The sequence below is a fragment of the Pedobacter frigoris genome (assembly GCF_005116445.1).
Classification (GTDB): Bacteria; Bacteroidota; Bacteroidia; order Sphingobacteriales; family Sphingobacteriaceae; genus Pedobacter; species Pedobacter frigoris.
On sequence record NZ_SWBQ01000005.1, the window covers coordinates 277,911 to 302,363 of the forward strand.

20 protein-coding genes are annotated in these 24,453 nt (G+C 40.7%); 16 read left to right on the forward strand and 4 right to left on the reverse strand.

Features of this window, described 5'->3' with window-relative positions:
- Positions 1–2 precede the first annotated feature (2 nt).
- From FA047_RS17265 to FA047_RS17315, 11 genes are read left to right on the forward strand one after another with little or no spacing between them, the layout of a single operon-like run.
- Positions 3–338, forward strand: coding sequence for a DUF4133 domain-containing protein (locus FA047_RS17265; protein ID WP_136837328.1), 336 nt, complete (start codon positions 3–5; stop codon positions 336–338).
- Positions 325–2,784 carry a TraG family conjugative transposon ATPase gene (locus tag FA047_RS17270; RefSeq protein ID WP_136837468.1) on the forward strand — a complete coding sequence of 820 codons (2,460 nt, stop codon included), beginning with the start codon at positions 325–327 and terminating at the stop codon, positions 2,782–2,784. Before FA047_RS17265 ends, FA047_RS17270 begins: the two co-directional genes overlap by 14 nt.
- A gap of 8 nt (positions 2,785–2,792) precedes the next feature.
- Positions 2,793–3,170: a hypothetical protein gene (locus tag FA047_RS17275; protein WP_136837329.1), complete on the forward strand. Its 378-nt coding sequence runs from the start codon at positions 2,793–2,795 to the stop codon at positions 3,168–3,170.
- 40 nt (positions 3,171–3,210) lie between these two features.
- Positions 3,211–3,912, forward strand: a complete 702-nt coding sequence (locus tag FA047_RS17280) for an SET domain-containing protein (RefSeq protein ID WP_136837330.1) — start codon at positions 3,211–3,213, stop codon at positions 3,910–3,912.
- The gene (locus FA047_RS17285) at positions 3,896–4,534 is read left to right on the forward strand and encodes a hypothetical protein (RefSeq protein ID WP_136837331.1); all 639 of its coding nucleotides are present in this window, start codon (positions 3,896–3,898) and stop codon (positions 4,532–4,534) included. The genes FA047_RS17280 and FA047_RS17285 overlap by 17 nt, the downstream gene beginning before the upstream one ends.
- Positions 4,521–5,150, forward strand: a complete 630-nt coding sequence (locus tag FA047_RS17290) for a TerB family tellurite resistance protein (RefSeq protein WP_136837332.1) — start codon at positions 4,521–4,523, stop codon at positions 5,148–5,150. Before FA047_RS17285 ends, FA047_RS17290 begins: the two co-directional genes overlap by 14 nt.
- Positions 5,151–5,167: 17 nt before the next feature.
- Positions 5,168–6,367 (forward strand): conjugative transposon protein TraJ, encoded by a 1,200-nt coding sequence (gene traJ, locus FA047_RS17295; protein ID WP_136837333.1) that lies wholly within the window; start codon positions 5,168–5,170, stop codon positions 6,365–6,367.
- Between the two features lie 44 nt (positions 6,368–6,411).
- Positions 6,412–7,023: a conjugative transposon protein TraK gene (traK, locus tag FA047_RS17300; protein ID WP_136837334.1), complete on the forward strand. Its 612-nt coding sequence runs from the start codon at positions 6,412–6,414 to the stop codon at positions 7,021–7,023.
- Between the two features lie 3 nt (positions 7,024–7,026).
- Positions 7,027–7,254 (forward strand): hypothetical protein, encoded by a 228-nt coding sequence (locus FA047_RS17305; protein WP_136837335.1) that lies wholly within the window; start codon positions 7,027–7,029, stop codon positions 7,252–7,254.
- A gap of 26 nt (positions 7,255–7,280) precedes the next feature.
- On the forward strand, positions 7,281–8,324 hold the full coding sequence (traM, locus tag FA047_RS17310) for a conjugative transposon protein TraM (protein ID WP_136837336.1): 1,044 nt from the start codon (positions 7,281–7,283) through the stop codon (positions 8,322–8,324).
- Position 8,325: 1 nt separating this feature from the next.
- Positions 8,326–9,981, forward strand: coding sequence for a hypothetical protein (locus tag FA047_RS17315; protein ID WP_136837337.1), 1,656 nt, complete (start codon positions 8,326–8,328; stop codon positions 9,979–9,981).
- A gap of 59 nt (positions 9,982–10,040) precedes the next feature.
- On the opposite strand, the gene FA047_RS17320 is transcribed toward FA047_RS17315, so the two are convergent.
- The 3 genes from FA047_RS17320 to FA047_RS17330 all read right to left on the reverse strand — a co-directional run bounded on the left by FA047_RS17320 (position 10,041) and on the right by FA047_RS17330 (position 14,564).
- Complete coding sequence (locus FA047_RS17320; RefSeq protein WP_136837338.1) at positions 10,041–11,327, reverse strand: hypothetical protein; 1,287 nt, start codon at positions 11,325–11,327, stop codon at positions 10,041–10,043.
- A 94-nt stretch (positions 11,328–11,421) separates the two neighbouring features.
- Positions 11,422–12,015 carry a hypothetical protein gene (locus FA047_RS17325; RefSeq protein WP_136837339.1) on the reverse strand — a complete coding sequence of 198 codons (594 nt, stop codon included), beginning with the start codon at positions 12,013–12,015 and terminating at the stop codon, positions 11,422–11,424.
- A complete protein-coding gene (locus FA047_RS17330; protein ID WP_136837340.1) occupies positions 12,012–14,564 on the reverse strand; it encodes a TrlF family AAA-like ATPase in 2,553 nt (850 codons plus the stop codon). The genes FA047_RS17325 and FA047_RS17330 overlap by 4 nt, the downstream gene beginning before the upstream one ends.
- A gap of 155 nt (positions 14,565–14,719) precedes the next feature.
- On the opposite strand from FA047_RS17330, the gene dinB reads away from it, so the two are divergent.
- A complete protein-coding gene (dinB, locus tag FA047_RS17335) occupies positions 14,720–15,877 on the forward strand; it encodes a DNA polymerase IV (RefSeq protein WP_136837341.1) in 1,158 nt (385 codons plus the stop codon).
- A gap of 3 nt (positions 15,878–15,880) precedes the next feature.
- The gene (locus tag FA047_RS17340) at positions 15,881–18,823 is read left to right on the forward strand and encodes a DNA polymerase III subunit alpha (protein WP_136837342.1); all 2,943 of its coding nucleotides are present in this window, start codon (positions 15,881–15,883) and stop codon (positions 18,821–18,823) included.
- 25 nt (positions 18,824–18,848) lie between these two features.
- On the opposite strand, the gene FA047_RS17345 is transcribed toward FA047_RS17340, so the two are convergent.
- On the reverse strand, positions 18,849–19,067 hold the full coding sequence (locus tag FA047_RS17345) for a DUF6965 family protein (protein ID WP_136837343.1): 219 nt from the start codon (positions 19,065–19,067) through the stop codon (positions 18,849–18,851).
- 374 nt (positions 19,068–19,441) lie between these two features.
- Between FA047_RS17345 and FA047_RS17350 the strand changes: the two genes are divergently transcribed.
- The 3 genes from FA047_RS17350 (at position 19,442) to FA047_RS17360 (ending at position 24,453) form a co-directional block, all read left to right on the forward strand.
- Positions 19,442–20,125 carry a hypothetical protein gene (locus tag FA047_RS17350; protein WP_136837344.1) on the forward strand — a complete coding sequence of 228 codons (684 nt, stop codon included), beginning with the start codon at positions 19,442–19,444 and terminating at the stop codon, positions 20,123–20,125.
- Between the two features lie 245 nt (positions 20,126–20,370).
- Positions 20,371–21,426: a DUF932 domain-containing protein gene (locus tag FA047_RS17355; protein WP_136837345.1), complete on the forward strand. Its 1,056-nt coding sequence runs from the start codon at positions 20,371–20,373 to the stop codon at positions 21,424–21,426.
- Positions 21,427–21,597: 171 nt separating this feature from the next.
- On the forward strand, positions 21,598–24,453 hold the full coding sequence (locus tag FA047_RS17360; protein WP_136837346.1) for a tetratricopeptide repeat protein: 2,856 nt from the start codon (positions 21,598–21,600) through the stop codon (positions 24,451–24,453).

Consider the following 24,453-nt stretch of genomic DNA (forward strand, 5'->3'; position numbering starts at 1 on the left):
TTATGGCTAGTGTATACAGAATAAATAAAGGGGTTTCTAAGCCGATTGTTTTTAAGGGACTAAAAGCGCAGTATATCGCCTATCTGGCGGTTGGGCTGGTGTTTCTTTTGGTGCTATTTGCGGCCCTATATATTTCAGGACTTTCGCTTTTTGTAGTATTGCCGCTCATCCTTTCTTTAGGTTCGGGACTATTTTTTACGGTGTTCAGGCTATCCCACAGGTTCGGGGAGCATGGGCTGGGCAAGTACTTTGCTAAGCGGGGTATTCCAAGGTTTATCAGGTTCAGTTCCCGTAGGGTGTTTATTGCTTTGAAGGGAGGTCGTGATGAAAGAGGCTAGGAAAATACTTCCGATCTATAAGATTGAACACAACTGTATCTTGTCAAGGCAGGGTGATATAACCGTAGGATTTAAGGTGACTTTGCCAGAGATATTTACCCTATCGGACAGGGATTATGAGAGCTATCACCAGGCCTGGGTAAAGGCGATTAAACTCCTTCCCCAGCACTGCGTTTTCCATAAACAGGATTGGTTTTGTGCGGGTAGCTATAAGGCTGATTTTGGTGCTGCTCGTGATAGTTTTTTGTCTCGTTCTAGTGAGCGTTTTTTTAACGAGCGGGAATGTTTGGACCATTCCTGTTATATCTTTTTGACAAAAAAGCCGCTGGGAAGGAAACTGTCTTCTTCGGTGTATAGCAATGTGCTGCGTAAAAGTATCGCTCCAGCGCAGGTCATAAATAAATCTTTGGCTTCTGATTTTCTGGATTCGGTTGGGCAGTTCGTTAGGGTAATGGAAGATTCTGGGTTTGTATCCCTGCATCGGTTGACTGATGATGAACTGGCGGGAACTGCGAATGTGCCAGGGGTGCTGGAGCGATATTGCTTTCTTTTGCAAGATGGACAGGCTTCTGTGATTAGGGATATCCATTTAAAGGAAGGGATTAAGGTTGGTGATAAGGCACTGGAACTGTATACGCTTTCTGATGTGGAAGACCTGCCTTCACTATGTGGTTCTCAGATCAATTATGATAAATATTCTACCGATCGGACCAAGTTTTCTGTAGGGTTTGCTTCTCCCCTTGGGCAGCTATTGCCCTGCAACCATATATTGAACCAATATGTGTTTTTGGGGGATTCTTCGGTTACGCTGAAGAGGCTTGAAGCGAAAAAGTTGCGATTACATTCGTTATCCAGTTATTCTAGGGAGAATGCGATCTCGCGGGATTGCGTAAATGATTTTTTGAATGAGGCGATTGCCTCGGGCAGGCTTCCGGTCAAAGCGCATTTTAATGTTTTGGCGTGGAGTGATGATACTAGTGGCCAGTCTGATATGCGTAACCTGGTTTCCTCTGCCATGGCGCAGCTGGATGCTGTGGCCAAACAGGAGACCGATGGGCAGGCGCAGATCTGGTTTGCGGGACTTCCGGGCAATGAGGCGGATTTTCCGATGAACGATACCTTTGATACGTTTCTGGAACAGGCGACCTGCTTTTTTAATCTGGAAAGTAATTACCGTTCGAGTGTTTCGCCATTTGGTATACGTTTGGGCGACAGGTTAACTGGGCGTCCGGTACATGTGGATATTTCTGATGAGCCGATCTCTTTGGGCTTTGCGACCAACCGGAACAAGTTCATCTTGGGCCCTTCTGGTTCGGGTAAATCCTTTTTTACCAATCACATGGTTCGCAGCTATTATGAGCAGGGGGCGCATGTGGTTTTGGTGGATGTTGGGCACAGTTACAAGGGATTGTGCGATCTAGTGAATGGCTATTATTTTACCTATTCACAGGAGAATCCGATCGCCTTTAATCCCTTCTATCTGTCCGATGGTGATGTGATGGATACCGAAAAAAAGGAGAGTATAAAAACGTTGCTTTTAGCATTATGGAAAAAGGATGATGAGAACTTTAGGCGTTCAGAGTACGTGGCGCTTTCCAATGCGTTGACCCTGTATTTTGAGCATCTGGAATCGCGGAGTGATATCTTCCCCTGCTTCAATACCTTTTACGAGTTCTTGCAAAGTCAGTACCAATCGGTACTCGACCTGTCCAAGGTGAAAGAGAAGGATTTTGATATGGGTGGATTCCTGTATGTTCTTTCTCCCTATTACCGTGGTGGCGAGTTCGATTACCTATTGAACGCTACCGAAAACCTTGACCTTTTGAATGAACGCTTTATTGTGTTCGAACTGGACCAGGTGAAGGATCACCCCATTCTGTTTCCCGTAATTACTTTGATCATCATGGAGGTGTTTATTTCCAAGATGCGAAAGCTCAAAGGGGTGCGAAAGGTAATCCTTTTGGAAGAAGCCTGGAAAGCGATTGCCAAAGAGGGAATGGCAGAATACATCAAATACCTTTTCAAAACGGTTCGTAAGCATTTTGGGGAAGCGATCGTAGTGACCCAGGAAGTGGAGGATATCATTTCCTCTCCCATCGTTAAGCAGGCGATCATCAATAACTCGGACTGTAAAATTTTACTCGACCAGTCAAAATACCAGAACAAGTTTGACCAGATACAGGAGCTGTTGGGTCTCACCGAAAAGGAAAAGGCTCAGGTGCTTTCGATGAACAAAGCGAATGATCCAAAGCGGAAATACAAGGAGGTATTTATTTCCATTGGAGGTCAGCTTTCCAAGGTCTATCGTACCGAAGTTTCATTGGAAGAGTACCTGGCCTATACCACCGAAGAGCGGGAAAAGGTGCAGGTACATGAGTATGCAAGGCGGTACGGCTCGATCCAAAAAGGCATTGCGGTGTTGGCAAATGAACTGAGAACTAAATAAAAAAAGCTATGAAAAATTTATTGTTAAAAATGGGTGCAATAATGTTGGGCCTAGTGGTTTTGTTGGGATGCTCATCCGACAAGGTCAGGGATTTTATTCCCGGGGTTTATGTGAATTCAGCAGGTGGGGAATTTTCGGTGGCGAGCGATACGCTTGCTGTTGAACTAATCGAGGGCAATAATTATCTGATTCATCGTATGACTGGCTTCAATCTGGTAACCAATGGGAAACTAGGTAAAAGAGAATATGAGGTGGAAAAGTGGATTGGGGTTTATAGTTCCGATACTCAAAGGTTAACCGAAACCAAAAAGGGAAAACTGATCTCGTTTTTTCCTGAAAAAGGTTCGCTCATGGTCGGACAAAGGGTCTACAGAAAGGTGGACTAGTGATAAAAAATTAATGTGGAAAATATTTAAAAAGTTGAAAATGAAAATATTCAAGAAGATGAAAAAATTTATGGTTATCCTGCCGTTGAGTACGATGACGCTGTTTGTCGCATTGCCTGTCGGGGCGAATGCGCAGGTAGCAGTTTTGGAAGTGATCAAGGCGGGAGTTAAAAAAGTAATCAAGGCAATGGATCTGAAAGTCCAGCGCTTGCAGAACGAAACGATCTGGCTACAGAATGCGCAGAAGGTGCTAGAAAACCAGTTATCCAAGTTGAAGCTGACTGAAATTTCAGATTGGACGCAGAAGCAGAAGGAACTCTATTCCAGGTATTACGAGGAGCTGTGGAAAGTGAAATCGGCAATCGTCTATTACAAGCAGCTGAAGGAACTTTCCGCCAGGCAACTGGATATTGTGGAGGAATACCGCTGGGCCTGGAGCCTTTTTAATAAGAGTGGCCACTTTTCGGTGGATGAGCTTTCCTCGATGGAAAAGGTGTACTCTGGGATATTGACCGAAAGCGTAAAAAATGTAGACCAGATCTTGGTGGTAGTAAATTCCTTTAAGACCCAGATGGGCGATGGGGCTAGGCTTGAACTAATCTCCGAAGCTGCAAAGGAAATGGATCGCAACTGGTCAGATTTGAAAAGGTTCAATAGGGAAAATAGTCTGTTAAGTATTCAAAGGGCCAAATCGGTTGATGAGGCGGCTAAACTAAGGGAGCTATATGGGATCGAAAATTAAAATATTGGTGTTAGCGGTTTGTTTGGCTTTCGTCTCCAGCCTTTCATTTGGACAGACCTATGCGGAGTTTTTTAGGCAGAAGAAAACGCAGGAAAAATATCTGCTGAAACAACTTGCCTATCTGAAACTGTATGCGGGTTACCTGAAAAAAGGTTATGATGTTGTTTCTGATGGACTGGGTACGATCAAGGGGTTCACCTCTGGGGAGTTCGGTCTGCATGAGGCGTTCTTTGGTTCGCTTGCTTTAGTAAATCCGCTGATCAAAAATGATTATCGCGTTTTAGAGATTGCTTCGATGCAGGGCAAAATTTCAAAGGCATTTAATTTGATGCTCCGTTTGGATCTGGGGAATGAAAACCTTACTTATATCCGCTCGGTTCGTGATGGGGTAATTGAAGAATGCAATAAGGATCTGGATGAACTGCTGCTGGTGGTTTCAGCTTCTAGTTTAGAAATCAGTGATGAGGATCGACTTTCTAGGCTTGCTAGGGTGCACGGCTCGATGTCAGAAAAACTGGAATTTGTTTCGGGATTTTATGTGGAGGTATCTTCGATTGCACAGTCTGGAAGAGATAATAAAAGCGAAGTTTTAAAAATAAGGAGGTTATATGAAAAGGATTAAAAAGATTGGGGTTTTAGGAACTTTGCTTTTTCTGCTGTGCGTTAATATTTGCCTGGCACAATCTTCGGAGGCAACGCAGTTGCTCTTGAACATAGAGAAATTATCACAACTGAAGAACATCCTGACGGATATGAAAAAAGGATATACCATTGTGTCAAATGGTTACCGTTCGGTAAAGAATATTGCAGAAGGGAATTTTTCTCTGCACGAGGTGTTCTTGGATGGGATGATGCTGGTGTCTCCGGAAGTAAAAAAATATGCGAGGGTAGCAGACATCATTACCTATCAGAAGAACATTGTTTCAGAATATAAGCGGGCACTGAAGGCTTTTCGTTCGGCGGATATGTTTTCAGCGGATGAACTCGAATATGTGGGACTGGTCTATGAAAATCTGTTTGACCAGAGCTTGCAGAACTTGGAGGATCTGACAATGGTGATTACTTCTTCTAAACTCCGCATGAGCGATGATGAAAGGCTTCGGGCAATAGATAGGATATTCCTTGATGCCCAGGACAAGCTGATGTTCCTTCGAAACTTCAATTCAGAGACCAATATGCTTTTGCTCCAGAAAAAAAAGCAGAAAAAGGAAATTGGACAGCTCAAAGGCCTTTACTGATTTTAAACTAGAAAATTATGGATAGAAAGATTTTTTTAAGCGCCGTTTTGGTGCTGATCGGGATGGTGTTGCCCCTGGTTTCCTTTGGGCAGGGAGTATCGGAGTCGCTTCGTGGGATGCAGCCGGTTTTGGACAGGGTATATTCGGAAATGATGCCGCTCTGTGCTCGGCTCATTGATGTTGGTCGTGGTTTGGCAGGATTTGGTGCGCTATGGTATATCGGTTCTCGGGTATGGAAACAGATTGCCCAGGCCGAGGCAATTGATTTTTATCCCTTGCTTCGTCCGTTTGCCTTGGGGCTGGCAATACTGATGTTTCCTATGGTCATTAGTTTGATGAACGGAGTTTTGCAGCCGACAGTTTCGGCAACTGGTGAAATGGTGAAGGATTCCAACAAGGCGATTGAAAGGTTACTCGCTGAAAAGGAAGCTGCCTTGAAAAAGACAAAGAAGTGGCAGGTCTATGTTGGGGAGTCTGGGGATGGTGACAGAGAGAAGTGGTATAAGTACAGACATCCAAAAGACCCGAATGGTGATGATGAAGGGTTTTTGGACGGGATGGCCAACGACATCAGTTTCTATATGGAAAAGCAGCAGTACAACTTTGAAAACTCGATCAAAAAGTGGATGAGCCAGGTGCTGGAGGTATTGTATGCGGCAGCTGCGCTTTGCATCAATGTGGTACGGACGTTTATGCTGATCGTTATGGCAATCCTTGGGCCTTTGGTTTTTGGCTTTGCGGTATTTGATGGGTTTCAGCAGACTTTGACGGTATGGATTGCAAGATACGTGAACATTTTTCTCTGGCTTCCCATTGCCAATATCTTCGGGAGCATCTTGGGTAAGATCCAGGAAAATATGTTGCGCCTTGATATTTCCCAGATCGATTCCGCTGGAGATACCTTTTTCTCCTCGACCGATATTGCTTACCTCATATTCCTTTTGATTGGTGTGGTTGGTTACGCCTGCGTACCCTCGGTTGCAAATTACGTAGTCCACGCAGGCGGCGGAAATACGGTGGTGCAAAAAGTGAATTCGATCATTTCGGGAAGCTCTTCTGCTGGGATGCGTGGGGCTTCAGCAGGTGCGGGTATGGCGGCGGATGGTCTTGGTGACCTTGCAAGAAAGGTAAGCCAGGGATATGCGGCTCAAAGTACTGGTGATTATTTTCCAGATGGTGGAAATGCGCACCAACGCGATAAGCTTTCGGGCAAGTAAGCCTTGGTCTAACTACTTTATACTAATTACTAAATACTAGAGAAATGTTTACACAATTTAAAAATATAGATACCGCCTTTAAGCATATCAAGACCTTTAGTCTCTTCCTGATCACTGCCTGCGTACTGGTTTCGGGTTTTGCGATCTACAAGAGCTTTGATATGGTGAGTACAAACAATGCCAAGGTGTATATCCTTGCCAACGGTAAGGCCATCGAAGCGTTTTCGGCAGAGCGAAAGGATAACATTGGCGTTGAAATTAGGGATCATGTGAAAATGTTCCACCACTGGTTTTTTACGCTCGACCCGGATGAAAAGGTAATTCAGCGCAATATGCTATTGGCGCTGAACTTGGCAGATCAGAGCGCAAAGAAAAGTTATGATAATCTGAAAGAGCAAGGTTATTTCACCAACCTAATTTCTGCCAATATCTCCCAGGAGATTGCTGTGGATTCGGTGGAACTTAATCTAGATGTCTATCCCTATTACTTCAAGTGTTTTGCCACGCAGCAATTGATCCGCTCCACTTCGACGGTTGTTAGGCGTTTGGTAACCCAAGGTTATTTGCGCAACGTTTCTCGTTCGGACAATAATCCGCACGGGTTTTTGATCCAGCGCTGGGAAACTTTGGAGAATTCGGATGTGGTAAAGCCGTAAGCTATGGGATGGTTCAAGAGAAAAAGCAAAGAAGAGACTGGGGATAGGTCTTTTGATGTGGTGGCTGAGCGGATCGCAGGAAAAATACTTAACTGGCAGAACTTGCTTTCAGCAAAGCTGAATGCCAAGGCCAAAAAATATAATCCAAAAAAGATCCTATTGGTGATGGCTGTCTTAGGATTGCTATTCGGAGGCTACTGCCTATGGCTGGTAACATGCCTATTTAGATAATCGATTATTTATACAAATCAATTTTTATGGAAACAATTAAAAAAACAAGGGACAAAAGGAAAATCCTTTTGGTGCTGCCGCTGATGCTTTTGCCATTTATGGCACTTGCATTTTATGCGATGGGTGGCGGTCGAGGTGAGATTATTGATACAAAGCTTGCAAGCAAGGGAATCAATACCGCGCTGCCAGATGCAAATTTCAAGGCGGAAGAGCCTGTAGACAAGATGGGGTTTTATGCCAAGGCGGGAAAGGATACTTCAGCTGAAAATGGTGTTTCGGGAATTGCGGGCAAACTGGGGTTTGGAGCAGAGGATCAAAAGACCTCTGAGATCAATGCCAAGCTGGAAGCATTGAACAGGGAAATCAATTCACCGGTTGCACCTACGGTGGAAGCAAAGGCGAAAGTTAATTCGGGTAGCGGAAGTGCTTCGATTTCTGCAGATGTCGACCGCTTAGAACAGATGATGAAATCCATGCAAGAGGGCAAACAGAAAGACCCGGAAATGGAGCAGATGAATTCCGTTTTGGAAAAGATATTGGATATCCAAAACCCTATTCGGGCGCAACAAAAGGTTTTGGGCAGGATCTATTCAGGACAGGATCTGGAAAAATTTTCAGCAATTACTGCGGTGATTGATGGGAATCAAAAGGTGGTACAGGGAGCTTCGGTGAAATTGCGGTTGACCGATTCGGTACTGCTTTCTGGGATAATAATCCCGAAGGGGCACCTGCTTTTTGGTTTGTGCAAGATTACCAATCAGCGTTTGTTACTAGACATCAAGAATGTGCGTCTGGGTAGCCAAATTATTCCGGTTGACCTTTCGGTGTATTCGCTAGACGGTATGCCAGGGATTGATGCGCCTGATGCGGTTTTTCGTGATGCGGCTGGCATGGGTGCGGCTGATGGGATTTCGGGTGTTTCGGTTTACGGCCTGGAGGGTGTTGGAGGGGAACTCGCTGGTGCTGGGATCGATGCGGCGAAATCGCTTTTATCAAGAAAAGTGCGTATCGTGAAAGTTAAACTAAAGGCTGGTTTTCCTGTATTGCTTCGAGTAAACAGGCAATTGTAGAATGGAAAAGCTTAGCCGTCAATTGGCGGACATTGGGCTCTCGGATGAAAATTTACGGCAAAAAATAAACGCTTTTTTTGCCGAGGGTAATCCTTTGGTACTTGAACGTTCCATCGGAAAAGCTAAGGTCAGGTTCGATTTGGAAATCAGATTGGCTGAAAATGGGGATGTCGAACTGTTAGGCTATGAGCTATGGAAACCTAGGTTAGTGGAGATACCTGAGCATTTCAACTATGGCACCCCAACCCAACCGATTGAAGAGCAGCTGAAGCTAATTGATTTTCCCTTGGTGCTTCCACAGGATTTTATGTCACGACGGGATGAAAATGAAACGTTTGATCAGATTGGCAATGTGTTCCAAGAATTCAACCACCTTGAGTTTTTTCTTTTGGGAGAGGATGATGACGTGGAGTTCAAGAAGGTAAATCAGATGCAGAACATGCTGCTTGTCAAATATGGGGCCGGCAATGGTATGAAAGATTACCTATTAAAAATCGATAAAAACTACTGGAAGAAAAAGTTTTATGAGACATTTCCTTTTCCACCAACACTGCATGTAGGTGCAGTAATTAACAGAATTAATGACACGGGCAGGCTTCAGCACTTAAGTGAGCTGACAAAGGGCTACCCCGAAAACAAATTGATTATGAACTTGAATAATTTAGAGAACCTCCGTGAGGAGATGGCGAACTTGGGTTTTAAAAAAGAGCTCATTGAGCAGATGGAAGAAAAGATGAAAGCGAATGTGGCTGATTTTAAATTGTATGATTCAATGGAGGCAACAAGGGGCCGAGTTGACATGACTTTGTTCTTCAAACAGTCGGGTCAATCGGATTATTATTACCTCAATAAGTTTGAGGTGTGCCACGAAAAAGGTCAAGCAATACCAGATGGACAGAAGATCATGGTGCTTACACAAATGGAGGGGGCGGATAAGGGAATGAACAAAAATTTCGTTCATATTGCCGAGGGCATTGCATTTTTCAATGGGCAGAAAGATATGCTTAAAGAACAAAAAGGAATTAGTCATTTGATGGTTGGCAAGGATGCCAATTCTGCGGTCAAACTGGCAACAATGGAAGATGGAAAGGTGAATTATGTGCAAAAAGAATTTGGACAGACCTATCGTACCTCGCCGATCAACCAGACGATTTATGTTGAAAAAGGAAAAGGGTTTTCGGCCGAGCAGGCAGTGAATTTAATCCAAGGTCGCGCTGTTTACCGTGATGACATGGTTTCCCAAGCTGGCCAGCAGTACAAGGCTTGGATCAAATTGGATTTCGATGTGCCAAAGGATAGATTTAATAATTTTATGATTAACCAATATACTGACCCGGCTTATGGGTTTGACTTATCTAAGGTGCTTGATAAATTTGAGATCAAGGAATTAGGCGACCCTGCAAAACGTGAGATTTTAGAAGGAAGCATCCGTAATGGTAACAGGGCAATGGTGACAGTTGAAAAGAATGGTGAACCTGTGAAGTTGGAGCTGGAAGCGGTGCCGCGTTATAGCCAGATCAACCTTTACACCAAGGATGGAAGACCTGAAAAACGTGAGCAGTTCTTAAAGCAACCTGATATGAAGCAGGAATATGCGCAGAGCAGGAATAAGGCCCAGGAAAAAAATAAAAAGCAGGGCCAGGGATTGGGCGTTTAGATTGTAAGGATATTCAAAGGGTTGCAAATAGCAACCCTTTCTTAATTTAAGAGACAAAATCACTTTATGCTTTCCATATCTTTTATTTTTGTTAACTGCCATCCAAGCTTCTTAAAAGATTTAATCATCTCTAACTTCTCAGGCTCAGAATGTTCATCCTCAAGCTTTGCATAGCCGAAAACAAAATCTTCTCCACTTCTGGACATACCCAATGCTCCAACTTCTGCGCATTTAAAATCATGTAGATAATGATGGTGAGTTAAGCTTAGAGCAATAAAGTCATCCAAATCTTCTCGATTAAAATCATCGTCAAAGAAAATAAATACCATATTGATTTTAGGCATTAAATAATGTGTCCGGTTGAGCTTGATTTTTGATGACTTTCCATAAACACAATCTTCATGATATTTCAGAAATGCTCTGGCAAAGTCAGCACGATCAAATCGGTTGAGTCTAAAAAAAAGTTTGGCTAAAAAATTCCCATTTTCTGTATTTATCAATAGGTTTTTAACCAAATGATCGATAAAATAACTTTCCTGCTCAAAATGCTCTTTTTGTGCAGAAAGCTTAGACTTTAAATATTTATTCCATTGTCCATCTAAGAACATCGAAATTCCATTAACTAATTTGTGATTTAACTCTGGGGAAAATTTAAAACCTGAATTGATGTAATTTGCAATTAAATCTAGTTCAGAACCTAAAACCATAGTCACTTTTTCTCCATCTAAAGCAATTTTTTCAATGGCACTTGCTGCGCTAATTTTATCATTTGTATGAAAGTCATACTCTTCCCTGGGAAACATAAAGGCGGGGTGGGTGCTGAATAAATTACAACGTGAAGTTAAGTATTGAATCATGTCAGGAAGTGTACTCATTTCAGTAATTGCAGATTTCCAAGCAAGAGCATCCATTATAGTGAAATGTTTGCTATTTCTAAATACTGATGTTTGGTAATACTTTACATCTTGACTGAGATTAATGACAATTCTGTATACATGATTAATGGTCTCTTTAATAAACACTTCTTCACTACGATCAGGATGTTTAAGAACAATTGGGCGTTGTCCAAATAGTTTTCTTTCGGCTCCTTCAATCTGGCTTATTGCTTTTTCAATGGTGTTATTAAAATAGCGTTCATAATTGCCCTTAAAAGTGTAATTTTTAACCGAAACAATTAAGCAGATATCATCAAATACAACCAAGAGATCACAGATTTCTTTATAATCTTTTGCAATGTCCAAGGGGCCAGGAAAACACCAGTATTTTAAGAAGGATTGATATGCAATAAAATTGACAAAATCTTCCCCTGCTTGTCCTTTATCCAATTCTAGATCGTTGTTCATCATTTATGCTTTGGAGTATTTAATGTATTCTAAATTTGAATGATTAAATCGCTAATGCAATTAGTAAAGCCATAATTAAATTTAAAGAAATATCTTTCTATAAATTGAAATTATTGAAGGTTTCAATTGTATTTAAAAGTTGATCTTTTGAAATGATTAAAAGGTTAGATGTATTAAATGTTGGCTTATCTACATTTCTAAGGAATTCAAAATATCGGTAAAGGTTTAAGAATGCACGATGCTTCTCATCATTATAACCGACGGCAATTCCAATTCTTCCCAATACTGAGGCATTGATTGCGCCTCCCATCAAATGTTTTCTGCTAACATTGTTTTCAACTTCAATCGCCATAAAGCACCTAGCGTTATAATTTGTGTAATAGAGCACCTCCACTTTTTGGTTAATTAATGCTATAATTTGATTACCATCCGTCGCCTCATTTATCAAACCGAGATTTTCCAAATGAATCTTGCATAACATTCTGAAAAATTGGATTTGGTTATTAAAAACATCATTGTGTTCAGCAGTCATATGTATTCCATCTTCAATGGCAAAAGGCCCGATTGCGACATCGACCCTGGGTGCATAAAGCCCATTGCCCATTTGCGACCGCCACTCAACAATCGTTTGGAACCCGAGTCTATCCTCTAAACTATTTTTTAGTATAGCCTGATAATTACCTACGCTCATTTTTTGAATTGATACTTAGTTTCTCTTTTGTAAAACGCATCCTTACCTCCCTCTAAGCTGACTAGTGTTTCTTTAGTCTTGGGGTTTTCAATTGTGGTACTGTGGATTTGTGTTTTGCCAGTCGTTTCATCGTTAGCGAGTATGTGGATATATTCAGCATCTCCATTGATTACGAAATTTGCATTATGTGTTGCGAAAATAATCTGCCTGCTTTGTTTAGATTTTTTTAGCACGTCCACTAAATAATTTGCAATAAGTAAGCTATCTAAATGCGCCTCTGGCTCATCTATTATTATTGGATTATTCCCTAACAATAACAAGATCACAAGGACGGCTGTGCATCTTTGTCCGAATGATGAAGAATCAACGGGCCTTCCGTCATAAAAAACATTTATTTTCCTAAAAGAGGCATAATCCAATAAGTTACGCTCACAAAGCCATTTATAAGCTTCAAAATTTGATGCCTCAGCAAATAGATCGATTAGAAAGAGTTTTGCGGCACTTGAACTGCTGTGAGATTTAAGTGCTACCAGCATTGTATCCCTATCTATAATATCTTCTGGATTAATTGTAAACAGTAGTTCTTTTAGAATTCCATCACCCTTATGCGCACTTTGATTAATGCGACCTTCGAACAGAGATTTGAAGTTGTCGAAAATTGCCTGTCTTGCAGCTTCCATATCAAAATCCAAGTGAAGTGAAATAGGTTTGACTGACTTATTGTCGATGTTTTCCAAGATCTCACTAATTGTTCTGATTTTGATTTCCAACTTTTCCTTGTATTCTATTGATGATTTTTTTAGTTTTTCCTTGTCAAAATTTTTGAGATTTTCTTCAAGGCTAGTGATCTCTTTTTCTTTCTCTGCTATTTCTCCTTCAAGCCCGCTTATTATAATTGCTGCATTGGAAATATCATTGAGATTTTCACTAGTAACACCTTTATCGGATAAAAATTGTCTTAGTTCAGCCTGCTTCACAGCAATAGTATTTTCCAAAGCCGTTAACTGTTCCTCTGCCTTTATAATTTCTCCTTCTGAAGATTTTGTTAGGCTACTTTTGATTTCGGAAACAATTCTTGCAGTTTCCTGATCAAAATAATTTTCTGTAGGCCGGCTACCAAGTGCTTTAATCAATTCTGATAGATCAGTTCCTAATTTGATGAAAGTTTCTTTGCCTTTTAAGAAATCACCGTAAACTTTGGTTGCATTTTGAACTGCCTGGCTAAGCTCTTTATATTCTGGACTGGAAAAAGAGTCAACTATTTTTTGATAACTGGCTTTCTCTTTTCTTTTTTGCAGAACATCTTTATTTAAACTGTTTAGCCGTGTGATGACGATCGTATTTAAGCGATATTTTAGAAGGTCGTTTTTTAACGCTTCCTCAAGTGTTTCAATGGATCCATCAATGTCGGATTTTAATAATCTAGAGTAGATTGCATTTGTTAGTTTGCTGTAATTTTGGGCAAATTCTTCTATTTCGTTTTGACTTAAAAATTCAATTTGCTTATCGTCATCATCATTGTCAATTTTTACACATTCGCTAATATCTATGACTTTTCCGTCTGCACCCTTTATTTTCTTGCTCCTGAAAAATATATTTTCACTTGGCTTTAACTTCTCATGTATGAGGTTTAATAATGTACTTTTGCCTGTTCCACGACCACCTATAATGCAGGTGAAATTAGGGCTAAAGTCAAGTTCCAATCTTCCGCTAAAACAAAAAGGTTCACCTTCAAATTCACAATTTTCAGGAAAGTCAAAAACTACCTTATCGATACTTCTAAGTGGATTTATTGGAGGTTCTTGCCCAACATAAACTCTATAAGATGGTTCATAAAGTATTTGTTTTAATCCTTCAAAAGTAGGCTCTGCTTTAATCCAAAGATTTTGTTTGACCGAGTAACTGTTGACGTCATGGTTGTCCGAGCAAATTATTGTTGGCATACTTTTGCCTGTTGTGCTCAAAACATGAGGTAAAACCATTTGGGCGTAAGCTTCAAAATCCTTTTCTTTTCCTAGTTCAAAAATATCAACTAATCTTGCAATATCTTCCTTTTGCGCCATACCGTGCGGTATAGCATGGGTAATGCGTTCAAAGCTATTAGATTTGGATCCAGCATGGATGGTTACAATTCCCCCAAGTTCCTTTATTTTTTCAATTGTTGATGGAAGTTCACAATAGACTTCATTATGTTTTTTTCCTTCACCTTCAATTTTTTTTAAACTGGTATTATGTTTCAGCTCGCCCCAAATGTAATCTAGTTTGCAGTCTTCGTCAAAAATCGCAATAAAATGGATTGGATCATCTGCTCGGGAATCGGAAAGAAATTCAATCCCAGGTAGAACAGTCAATCTACCTTTTCCTAATTTCTGTAGATTTCTTATACGAGCAACATCAATTGTATTGTGGTCTGTAATTGCAATGACCTCTACTCCACAACTAACTAATTTATCTACAATTTCTTGATCAGTAGTTGTTTTTGATTGGTGGTCATATGATGTTTGGGTGTGAAAATGTAAATCCCATTTCCTCCATTTTGAACCTGGCATAAGTTGAGCGTTATTATTTGAGTAAAGCTACTCATTAAATTATAACCACCCAACTCAAAGGTTAACAACAATTAAAACTAAAAATGTTAGTATATTGTTAATAACTTACTAATATTATTAGTATAAATTTGTAGTCCCAATTAACTATTCAAATTATGTCTGGCGATAAGCACATCATCCACATGGATCAAGATGCTTTTTTTGTGTCCGTTGAGGTCCGAAAAGATCCATCACTGATTGGTAAGCCCGTTATCATCGGGGGTACTGCGGATCGTGGTGTGGTGGCTTCGTGCAGTTATGAAGCCAGAAAGTTTGGGGTTCATTCTGCCATGCCCTCGCGGATGGCAAAGCTGTTATGCCCCCATGCCATCTTTGTTCGTGGGAACATGGACGAGTATTCCAAGGCTTCCCTAGAGATTACAGATATCCTTCGTGAACGTGTACCGCTGATCGAAAAGGCTAGCATCGATGAGCATTATATAGATATGACCGGAATGGACCGTTTCCATGGGGTGATGAAATATGCGCATGAACTGCGGGCAACGGTGATCAAGGAAACTGGGCTTCCCATTTCCTTTGGGCTTTCGGTGAATAAGACGGTTTCCAAGATGGCGACCAATGAATGCAAGCCAAACGGGGAGCTGAATATCGAACAGCCAGGGGTCGTTCCGTTTTTAAATCCGCTGTCGATCAAAAAAATACCTGGGCTTGGGGAAAAGACATTTATCAAGCTTTCGGATATGGGCATTCGCAAGATCATCAACCTTTCGCAGGTGCATCCCGATATGATGGTCTCGGTTTTGGGTAAAAATGGGCTGGTGCTATTGAACAAGGCGAAAGGGATCGACCATTCTCCGGTAATACCCTATGCCGAGCAGAAGAGCATCGGAACCCAGAGCACTTTTAAAGCAGATACGATTGATGTGGAAGCGATCAATCAATTGTTAACGGCTATGGTAATGGATTTGGGATTTGAGCTACGTGAGAAACAGAAACTGACCGCCTGTGTAACGGTAACGATCCGTTATTCCAATTTTGAAACGGTGACCAAACAGGCGATGATTCCCTATACTTCGCTGGACAAGGTGCTGCTTTTGAAAGTAAAGGAACTTTTTAAATCGGTGTATTCGAAACGTATGCTTTTGCGATTGGTCGGTGTGCGTTTTTCGCATCTGGTTTCGGGCTTTGAGCAGATGGATATGTATTCTTCTTCGCAGGAAGCCTATTCTTTATGCCAAGCGATGGACAAGATCAGAAGAAGGTTCGGCCAGGATTCAATTGCCCTTGCCTCCACTTTAAACCTAAATATGTAAGTGATGTATATCAATGTCCACTCCCAATATAGCTTGCGTTATGGCACGATGTCGATTGAAAAAATTGTTTCGGAGGCCATTGGTTTTGGGGTAACCCAATTGGTTCTGACCGATATCAATAACTCTACTGGAGTAATGGACTTTTTTCGCGAGTGTAGCGAAAAGGGAATAAAACCGATTGCGGGCATCGAGTTTCGTCGCGATAAAAAACTGCTCTTTATCGGTATTGCCAGAAATAAGGAAGGGATGAAAGAACTGAATGATTTTCTCACCTATCACAATTTGGAGCAGTTGGAACTTCCAGATGTTGCTCCGGCTTTTGTTCATGCGAACGTAGTTTACCCTTTTGGCCATTTAGGGGAACTGCTTTCAAATGAATATTTGGGAATCCATTTCTCGCAATTGCATGAGCTTTATGATAGGGATATTTCTGCCATTCGATCTAAACTTGTTGCGCTTCAACCTGTGTTTGTGGCCGATAAGATCGAATACCGTTTGCACGAATACCTTAGGGGGATTGATCTGAATACGCTACTTACGATGGTAGAGCCATTAGATAAATGCAGGTCTACCGACCGCTTTTTAAAGGCTGGGGAAATGGAATCAAAATTTGCAAAGCACAGTTTTATTTTGGATAATACCAGGGCGATGATGAACGATTGCGTGATGGATTATCCACTGGGTAGGATCAATCTGAATAGGAAAACGTTTACCGGTTCTAAAAAAGATGATAAGGCATTGCTAGAAAAATTGGCGATGAAGGGAATGGTCTACCGGTATGGTAGCAAGAACAAGGAGGCTTTGGGTAAGGTAAAACATGAGCTGAAGGTAATTGTCGATCTTGATTTCTGCGCTTATTTTCTCATTACTTGGGATATTATCCGCTATGCCAAAGACCAGGGATATTATCATGTAGGACGCGGTTCGGGTGCCAATTCTACGGTAGCCTACTGTCTGTGCATCACCGATGTTGACCCGATCGAGCTCGATCTGTATTTTGAGCGGTTCTTGAATGCAGAACGGACTTCTCCGCCAGATTTTGATTTGGATTTTTCTTGGGATGAGCGCGAAGATGTGCAGGATTATATCTTTAAGCGCTACGGCAGGGAGCATACCGCGCTGCTTGGTACAATGTCAACCTTTAAAGACCGTTCAGTGATCAGGGAAATTGGCAAAGTGATGGGTTTGCCCAAATCCGAAATTGATGGGTTCACCGACCCGACTAGAGCAGGGCTCAACAGGAACAATGAAACGTTCAAGAAAATTACGGCCATCTATAACCTCATGCAGAACATGCCCAACCAAAGGAGCATCCATGCTGGAGGAGTACTGATTTCAGAAGAGCCGATTACCTATTATACGGCTTTGGACTTGCCACCAAAGGGGATGCCTACGGTGCAATGGGATATGTACGAAGCGGAAAGAATAGGTTATGATAAATATGATATTCTTTCCCAGCGTGGTATCGGCCATATCAAGGAAGCGGTTCGACTAGTTGAGCTTAACCAACAGCGCACCATTGATATACATAAGGTGAAAGATTTTATGAAGGATCCGAATTTAAATGCTCGGCTAAAAGTTGGTAATACCATCGGCTGTTTTTATATCGAATCGCCAGCAATGCGACAACTGTTAACCAAACTTACCTGCGATAATTATTTGACCTTGGTGGCGGCGAGTTCGATCATTCGGCCTGGAGTTGCCAGTTCGGGGATGATGAAAACCTATATCCAAAGTTTCCATAATCCAACGGCTGTAAAATATCTGCACCCAGTAATGGAGGAAAGGTTGAAGGAAACATTTGGGGTAATGGTCTATCAGGAAGATGTGATCAAGATCTGCATCCACTTTGCAGGAATGGATGGTACGGATGCAGATATCCTAAGGCGTGGGATGAGCGGCAAGTACCGTTCCAAAAAAGAGTTTGATCGACTGGTCGAGCGGTTTTTTGAACTGGCCGAGGCACTGGGCAGGCCAAAAGAGGTAGTTGCAGAGGTCTGGCGACAGGTTTCCAGCTTTGCGGGCTATAGTTTTTCGAAGGCGCATTCGGCTTCCTTTGCGGTGGAGAGTTATCAATCGCTTTTTTTAAAGACCTATTATCCAAAGGAGTTTATGGTGGCGGTGCTGAACAATTATGGAGGCTTTTATTCAAGGTGGCTATATGTGCATGAACTTTCAAAGGCTGGGGCAAAAGTACATCTGCCCTGCGTGAACTGTAGTTTTGGAGTGGTTGCGATTTTTGGCGATGATGCCTATTTGGGCTTTATCGGAATCCAGGGATTTGAATCGAAGTACATCGAGATCATTACCGAAGAGCGGAGGATGAACGGGATTTATGCTTCGTTGGAAGAATTCGTAAAACGTGTGGGTATTACTTTGGACCAGTGCATTATTCTGATAAGGGTTGGTGCGTTGCGGTTTACCGGAAAGAGCAAAAAGGAAATGCTTTGGGAAGTTCACTTGCTATTTGGTTCCAAGGTCAAACCGAATAACCATGGGGAGCTGTTTGCAGTCGAGCATAAGGATTATGCAATGCCCGAACTGACCAATACTGCTTTGGAAGATGCGTATCATGAACTTGAACTGTTGGGCTTTCCGCTATCACTTTCCATGTTCGACCTACTGAAGACAGAATATCGGGGTGCTGCATTCGCACGGCAACTTTCTACTTTTGTGGGCAGACCAGTTCGGATGGTTGGACATTACGTGACCGAGAAAACGGTACATACCAAGAACAATAAAAAAATGTGGTTCGGTACGTTTTTGGATGCCGAAGGTGAATTCTTTGATACGGTTCATTTTCCCAATTCCACTCCTTCCTATCCATTTAGAGGCAGTGGATGTTATCTGATCGAGGGGAAAGTGGTGGAAGATTTCGGATTTCCTAGTATTGAGGTGCAGAAGTTCGCCAAATTGCCAATCGTAGAAAACCCAATTATGGTATAGGAAACACCTTTTACCGCATATACCTCTATAAAGGATATTCTGCTTTTTGTTCCAAAATCTCCTTGAGTTTTACTAATCTCGACTTTATGGGTTCATTTACTTTTGAATCGGGGTTTTCTTCCAATGCCTTAAAATGACTTTTTAAAAATAGACCAACATCGTTGATTCGCGCAGATGGGTCTAGGTAAACGGGTTCTTTTGGGATTTCGATGGAATTAAAGTAGTCTTTAAGTTCTTGGATCATCTTGCGAAGATAACCGCATCCAACCTAATTCCTCTCAAACTTTAACCTGAAGTTTTCCACTTTGAGTCCTATAAAACATTTAAAGAACATTTTTCATATAGGGAAATATAGAAATCTAAATTGAACTGTTTTCATCATACTGTTTTTCAACTGCATTCAAATACATCCAACCTTTTTGAGTAGCAAATTTCTGAACAATTGATTTTTCGAAAAGACCAGGCCCCCAAGGGGGTTTGCTGAAAAAATCTTCCCTGCTCGCTGCGCTCACGAGGTTTTTTTTCGCAAAGTCTTGTCTTGCAAATCAATTGTGTCAAGGTGAGGGGGCTTAACAAAAAGCCAGGAGGCGCTAGCCGACTGACCTAAATAATTAAGCCATGATAAGATTAAAAGACAGAAGCCCACCGAAAAAAAGCAGTGCCAAAAAATTAACTGCTCGAATTAGAAAAACTATGCCCATTGGGCAATTAATCAAAATTATCCACCCACAATTTTTAAAAACAGAAATCATGAAAACGTTAGATTTAAAAAGAAAAGCAGACAACAACGGTTCAAACGGAACAGCTACGGCAGTTCAAACGGCACAGGCTAAAAATGGAGCTATGCCAAATAGCACAACATTTGGCTATAAAAAGGAGGATGCCAAAAAAGTAGAAACCGCACAAGCGGTGCAAGTTCCCCAAACTCCAAAACCACAGACCGAAGAACCAAAAGCAGAAGAGAAAAAAGAGGAAGCAAAACCAATCATTGCTGAAAAACCAGCGTTAAACTTAGAGGGTACGTTAAAACTAGTGGAAGAATTACACAGACGTAAAATCCACCGTGATAATTTGCTGTCTACCATTAACACTTTGGATGGCTTTAAAGTACTGGTACAGGATGAAAATGAAGATATCGACTCGGCACAGTTCCAAGGTTGTAAATTGACGATTGAAGATGATGATAGAAATTCATTCATAACTAAAAACCCTGCAATCATCAAAGCGGTTGCCGATTACGTGAATAAGCTGTGTGTTGACAAATTGGCTGAAATCGAAGCTAATATTGTTATCCCTGCCTAAATCTTTTGCCCTTTGCCTATTGGCAAGGGGCAATTTTTTCTAATTCAAATTTACCAAAATGAAAAAGTACCACACCCTTTATTTAATGGTTAGGGTAGTTGCAGAAACTGAACTAACAACTATTTCCGATGCCGTCCACCAGGTGGAAATACATTCACGTTTGAATTTGCCCGATACGCCAAATGTGAAGATATTGGAAACAGAAATATTATTAACCCGAGTAACTAACCCAAATCGAATTAACCATGGCACACAATCTTAATTTCAATGAAGCCACGCAGAAACACAGTTTTTTCAGCGTTAAGGAAAAAGCCTGGCATGATCTCGGGCAGATTATCTCCGATTATCCAACAAGTGCCGAAGCTATCAAACATGCGCAGTTAGATTACTTGGTAGAGAAACGCCCTTTATTTACCTATGATAGTGAAAACCACAGGGGCAAAACGGATTTGATTATCCCCGAAATAGAAGTGAATAATTTTTACGCTACAGTTAGAATGGATACCGACCAAGTTTTAGGGGTAGTTGGCAAGGATTATCACATCGTACAGAACATTGACGCATTTGCATTTTTTGATTCCATTGTTGGCGGAAAAGATGGGATTCTATATGAAACCGCTGGTGCACTTGGCAACGGGGAAAAGATATTTATCACCGCAAAATTGCCCGATTATATCCGTGTAGGTAAAAATGATTTGATAGAGCAATATTTGTTTCTGACAACTTCGCACGATGGTTACGGAAGCATAACGGCAGCATTTACGCCCGTTCGCATCGTTTGCCAAAATACGCTAAATGCAGCGATGCGGAATAAAAGCAATTGCATTAAAATCCGTCACACCTCCAGTGCAACCGATAGGTTGAAACAGGCTCATGAACTGTTAGGCATTACCAATTTATTAGCGGGAGAAATGGAGCAACTGTTTAACCAATGGGCAAAAATCCGCATTACGGATTCCGAGGTTAAAAAATTGGTACAAATGGCAATGGCTCCAAATAAGGAAACCTTGCAGAGCCTGCAAAGTAACCGAGTAGATGAACTTTCGAGCATCTATAATAATTCGGTTAGTGCTGTCTTGGATTATGCAAATTCGCATCCTTCCCAATTAGAAGCCACCACACAAGGTACATTATATGGTGCTTACAATGCGGTAAATGGTTACTTTCAGAATGTGCGCAATTACAAGGATGAAGAGAGCAAATTTAAAAGCATTATGTACGGCACGGCATTACAACGAAACCAGACAGCATTTGATTTGTGCCAAAATTTTTTCAAAAGTGGCGTAAAGGCTTTTAATTAAAGCTAGTTTAGAAGTTATGGAACGTCTATAGGGATATAGACGTTTTTTTTGTGCGTTTTAAGTGCCTGATAAGTGAGGATTAAGGGAGTCAAAATTATTAATTTTTGTAGTACATTGTAAAGCCACAAAAGACCTAAAAGATGTGCGCTCAAAAGCTGTTTTACTGCAAGTATGGATAAAGAAATATTCAAGATTATCAATGTTGATCGGGATGCAATAGCTGTCAATAGAGGGTTTTATTATCAATACCTATGCTTATTAAAAAAGTGGATCAATAATTTTATAGCGGATAACTGCACAGAATTGTATTCCGAGGTTGGCGATGATATAAAGGAAGTTGGCGATGGTCTGGTGTTTACCCAGCTCAAGTGTTATTCAAGTTCGTTTAACTTAAAGTCGCCTGAAGTAAAGAAAGCTATATTTAATTTCTTTGTGCTTTATCTTAACGAAAAAGAGTTGATGCCGGAAATTCGTTTTGTATTTGAAACAAACTCCAGCATTGCTCCAAAAGAGAAATTATTGAAAATATGGGTTGAAAACCAGCAATATGTTGATGAAGAGCTTTTTACCTTGATTATAGATAAAATATCCGAAATTATTTTATCTGAACTAAAAAGATTGAGGGATGGTAAATTGCAGTCACCTAAGATGTCCGTAGAAAAGAGAGAAACCATTAAAAGGGCTTTTGAGAAATTTGGCAACGAAATTAAAAAAAATGGAGTAGGTGATTTTGTCAATAGGATCAGTTGGCAATTTGGCAATCAATCTCCTGAAAGCGCAATTCTTTCTACGGTTCATGAAATTAAATTCTTGCTGAAGGACAAAAAGTTCAGTAACAAATCCGAAGATCTATTAATCGATGTGCTTCTTTCAGAAATATATCGTTGCTCACAAGAAAAAGACCAATCAAGTCGAAAATTAGACAACGTCAAACTTTCAGCAATTTTAAGCAAGAATGATCAAGAACTTGAATCTCATATCAATAAAAAATTAATTGATCTCTTAGGCGGTAAGTTCATAGCAATGCAACATGCTATTGAAGAGCTTCAGAAAAGTCAGACCTTGCTAACTCGGCAGATTGAATCGATACAAAATAATGTTGACGTTAAGACATCGAAAGGGGCTCTGCCAAAATATATTACACCAGTCCCCCCAATTTATCCTGACCAAATTTTTGGGCGCGAGAATGATGTTGGTCTTGTGAAAAGCATGATAAGTAAACAAAAGCATTTGTCAATTTCAGGTGTCGGGGGAATGGGAAAGACTACATTGGCTAAGGCTTATGTAAATCAGGAAGCAGAAAATTATGACCATATAATCTGGGTCAATGTTCAGAGCAATTTGATTTCGAGCTTTGTAAACAACAATAGTTTTGAGTTACATTTCCCAGCAGGTCAAAATGGAAAAGAATTAGCAATCAATCGTTTTGATAGGATTTTAAGCCACTTAAATGATGCAAAGGGAAAAAACCTAATTGTCATCAATGATTTCAATGATGATCTAAAACATCTTAGTAAAATAAAAAGCTTGACAAATTGGGAAGTATTGGTAACCTCAAGGATGCTTTTAACAGGCATATCATCATTAAAGATTGCTGGGTTGGGTTTTGAGGCAGCAAAACACCTCTATCGAAAATATGAACCAAGTAGAATTGCTACTGATGAAACATTTTTGGTTTTTTTTGAAAGGATTGGCTATAATACACTGATAATTGAACTTGTTGCAAAGACCATAAATAACAGTTTTGAGCTTGACTTACTTGGGTTTATAGATTATATTAATTCCCAGGCGCTAGATGATTATGATTTGCAAATTGATATAGAAGATGATGTTCAAGAGCAAACTTCCCGACTTTTTGCCGTTCTGCAACAAACCTTCAGTATCGCAAACCTAAGTGATGTCGACCAGAGCCATTTAGTTTTCTTTGCCATTCTGCCTTCTGAAGGGGCAAAAATAAGTGAATTAATAGAGTGGTATGGCAAAGACCATGAAAAGCAGAACAAGGTGCAGTTCCCCAATCTGATCAACAAGCTTCAAAAAATAGGATGGATCGATAGAGATGGTGATGATGTTTTTATGCATAAAATGCTTCAAGAAACGATCATATATGAGGCCAGAAAGGAACTCAGTCCTTTTATGGGACAATGTCTCCAAATGGTCTGGCTTTCACGGAGATTAAATGAAGGTATAAGTAATGATCCTGCTAAAGCAATGCGATTTCTTAAGTATGGAGAATCTATTCTTGAGGCGATCAAAGAGCCATACAGAACGTCGGTTTACCAGCCTCTTCTAATTATAGAAAATGAAGTGCTTAATGTTTATAATTGGCTCATTGTCAAGCAAGATATGACAGCAAGATGGAAAGATCTAATGAAGCGTGCAGAAGGTTATTTAGGACCAGATTATGATGATCTCTTGGGGACAATCTATAATAACTATGCATTGTCGCTAAGTGTTAATCACCAAAATGAGGAGGCAATTTCTTTTTATAAAAAAGGAATTGTCATTCTACGTAAATATGGAGAAAAGACTGTCGCTAACCTGCTTTATGCTCTGAACAATCTGGCTAGAGCATATTCGGAGATGGAGCAGTTCGAACATTTCAAAACAACATTTGAACAGGCAATGGAGATCCGTGAGAGATATAAGCTGTTTAATGACCAGACTTTTGCAATACAATGTAACTTAATGGGCGTGGCAAATCAAAATGTGGGAAATTTCACTGCTGCAATTGATTTCTTTAAAATGGCGATCAAAGCACAGTACCAAATTCCTGTGGATAAAAGAAATGATCTAAATTTGGTAATATTTTTTAACAATCTTGCCTACAATCTTATGCTTATTGGTGAAAATGATATGGCGATGGGCTTTGTAAACAAATCTTTAGCTGAACTTGAAAAATTGGAGCTCTCCAATAATATTATATTTCCAGAAATAATCCGAACGCTGATTTTAATATTGGAGCAGCTAGGAGAGCATGATAAAGTAACCCAAATGAAGGACACATTGAAAGATATCTTGACTTAG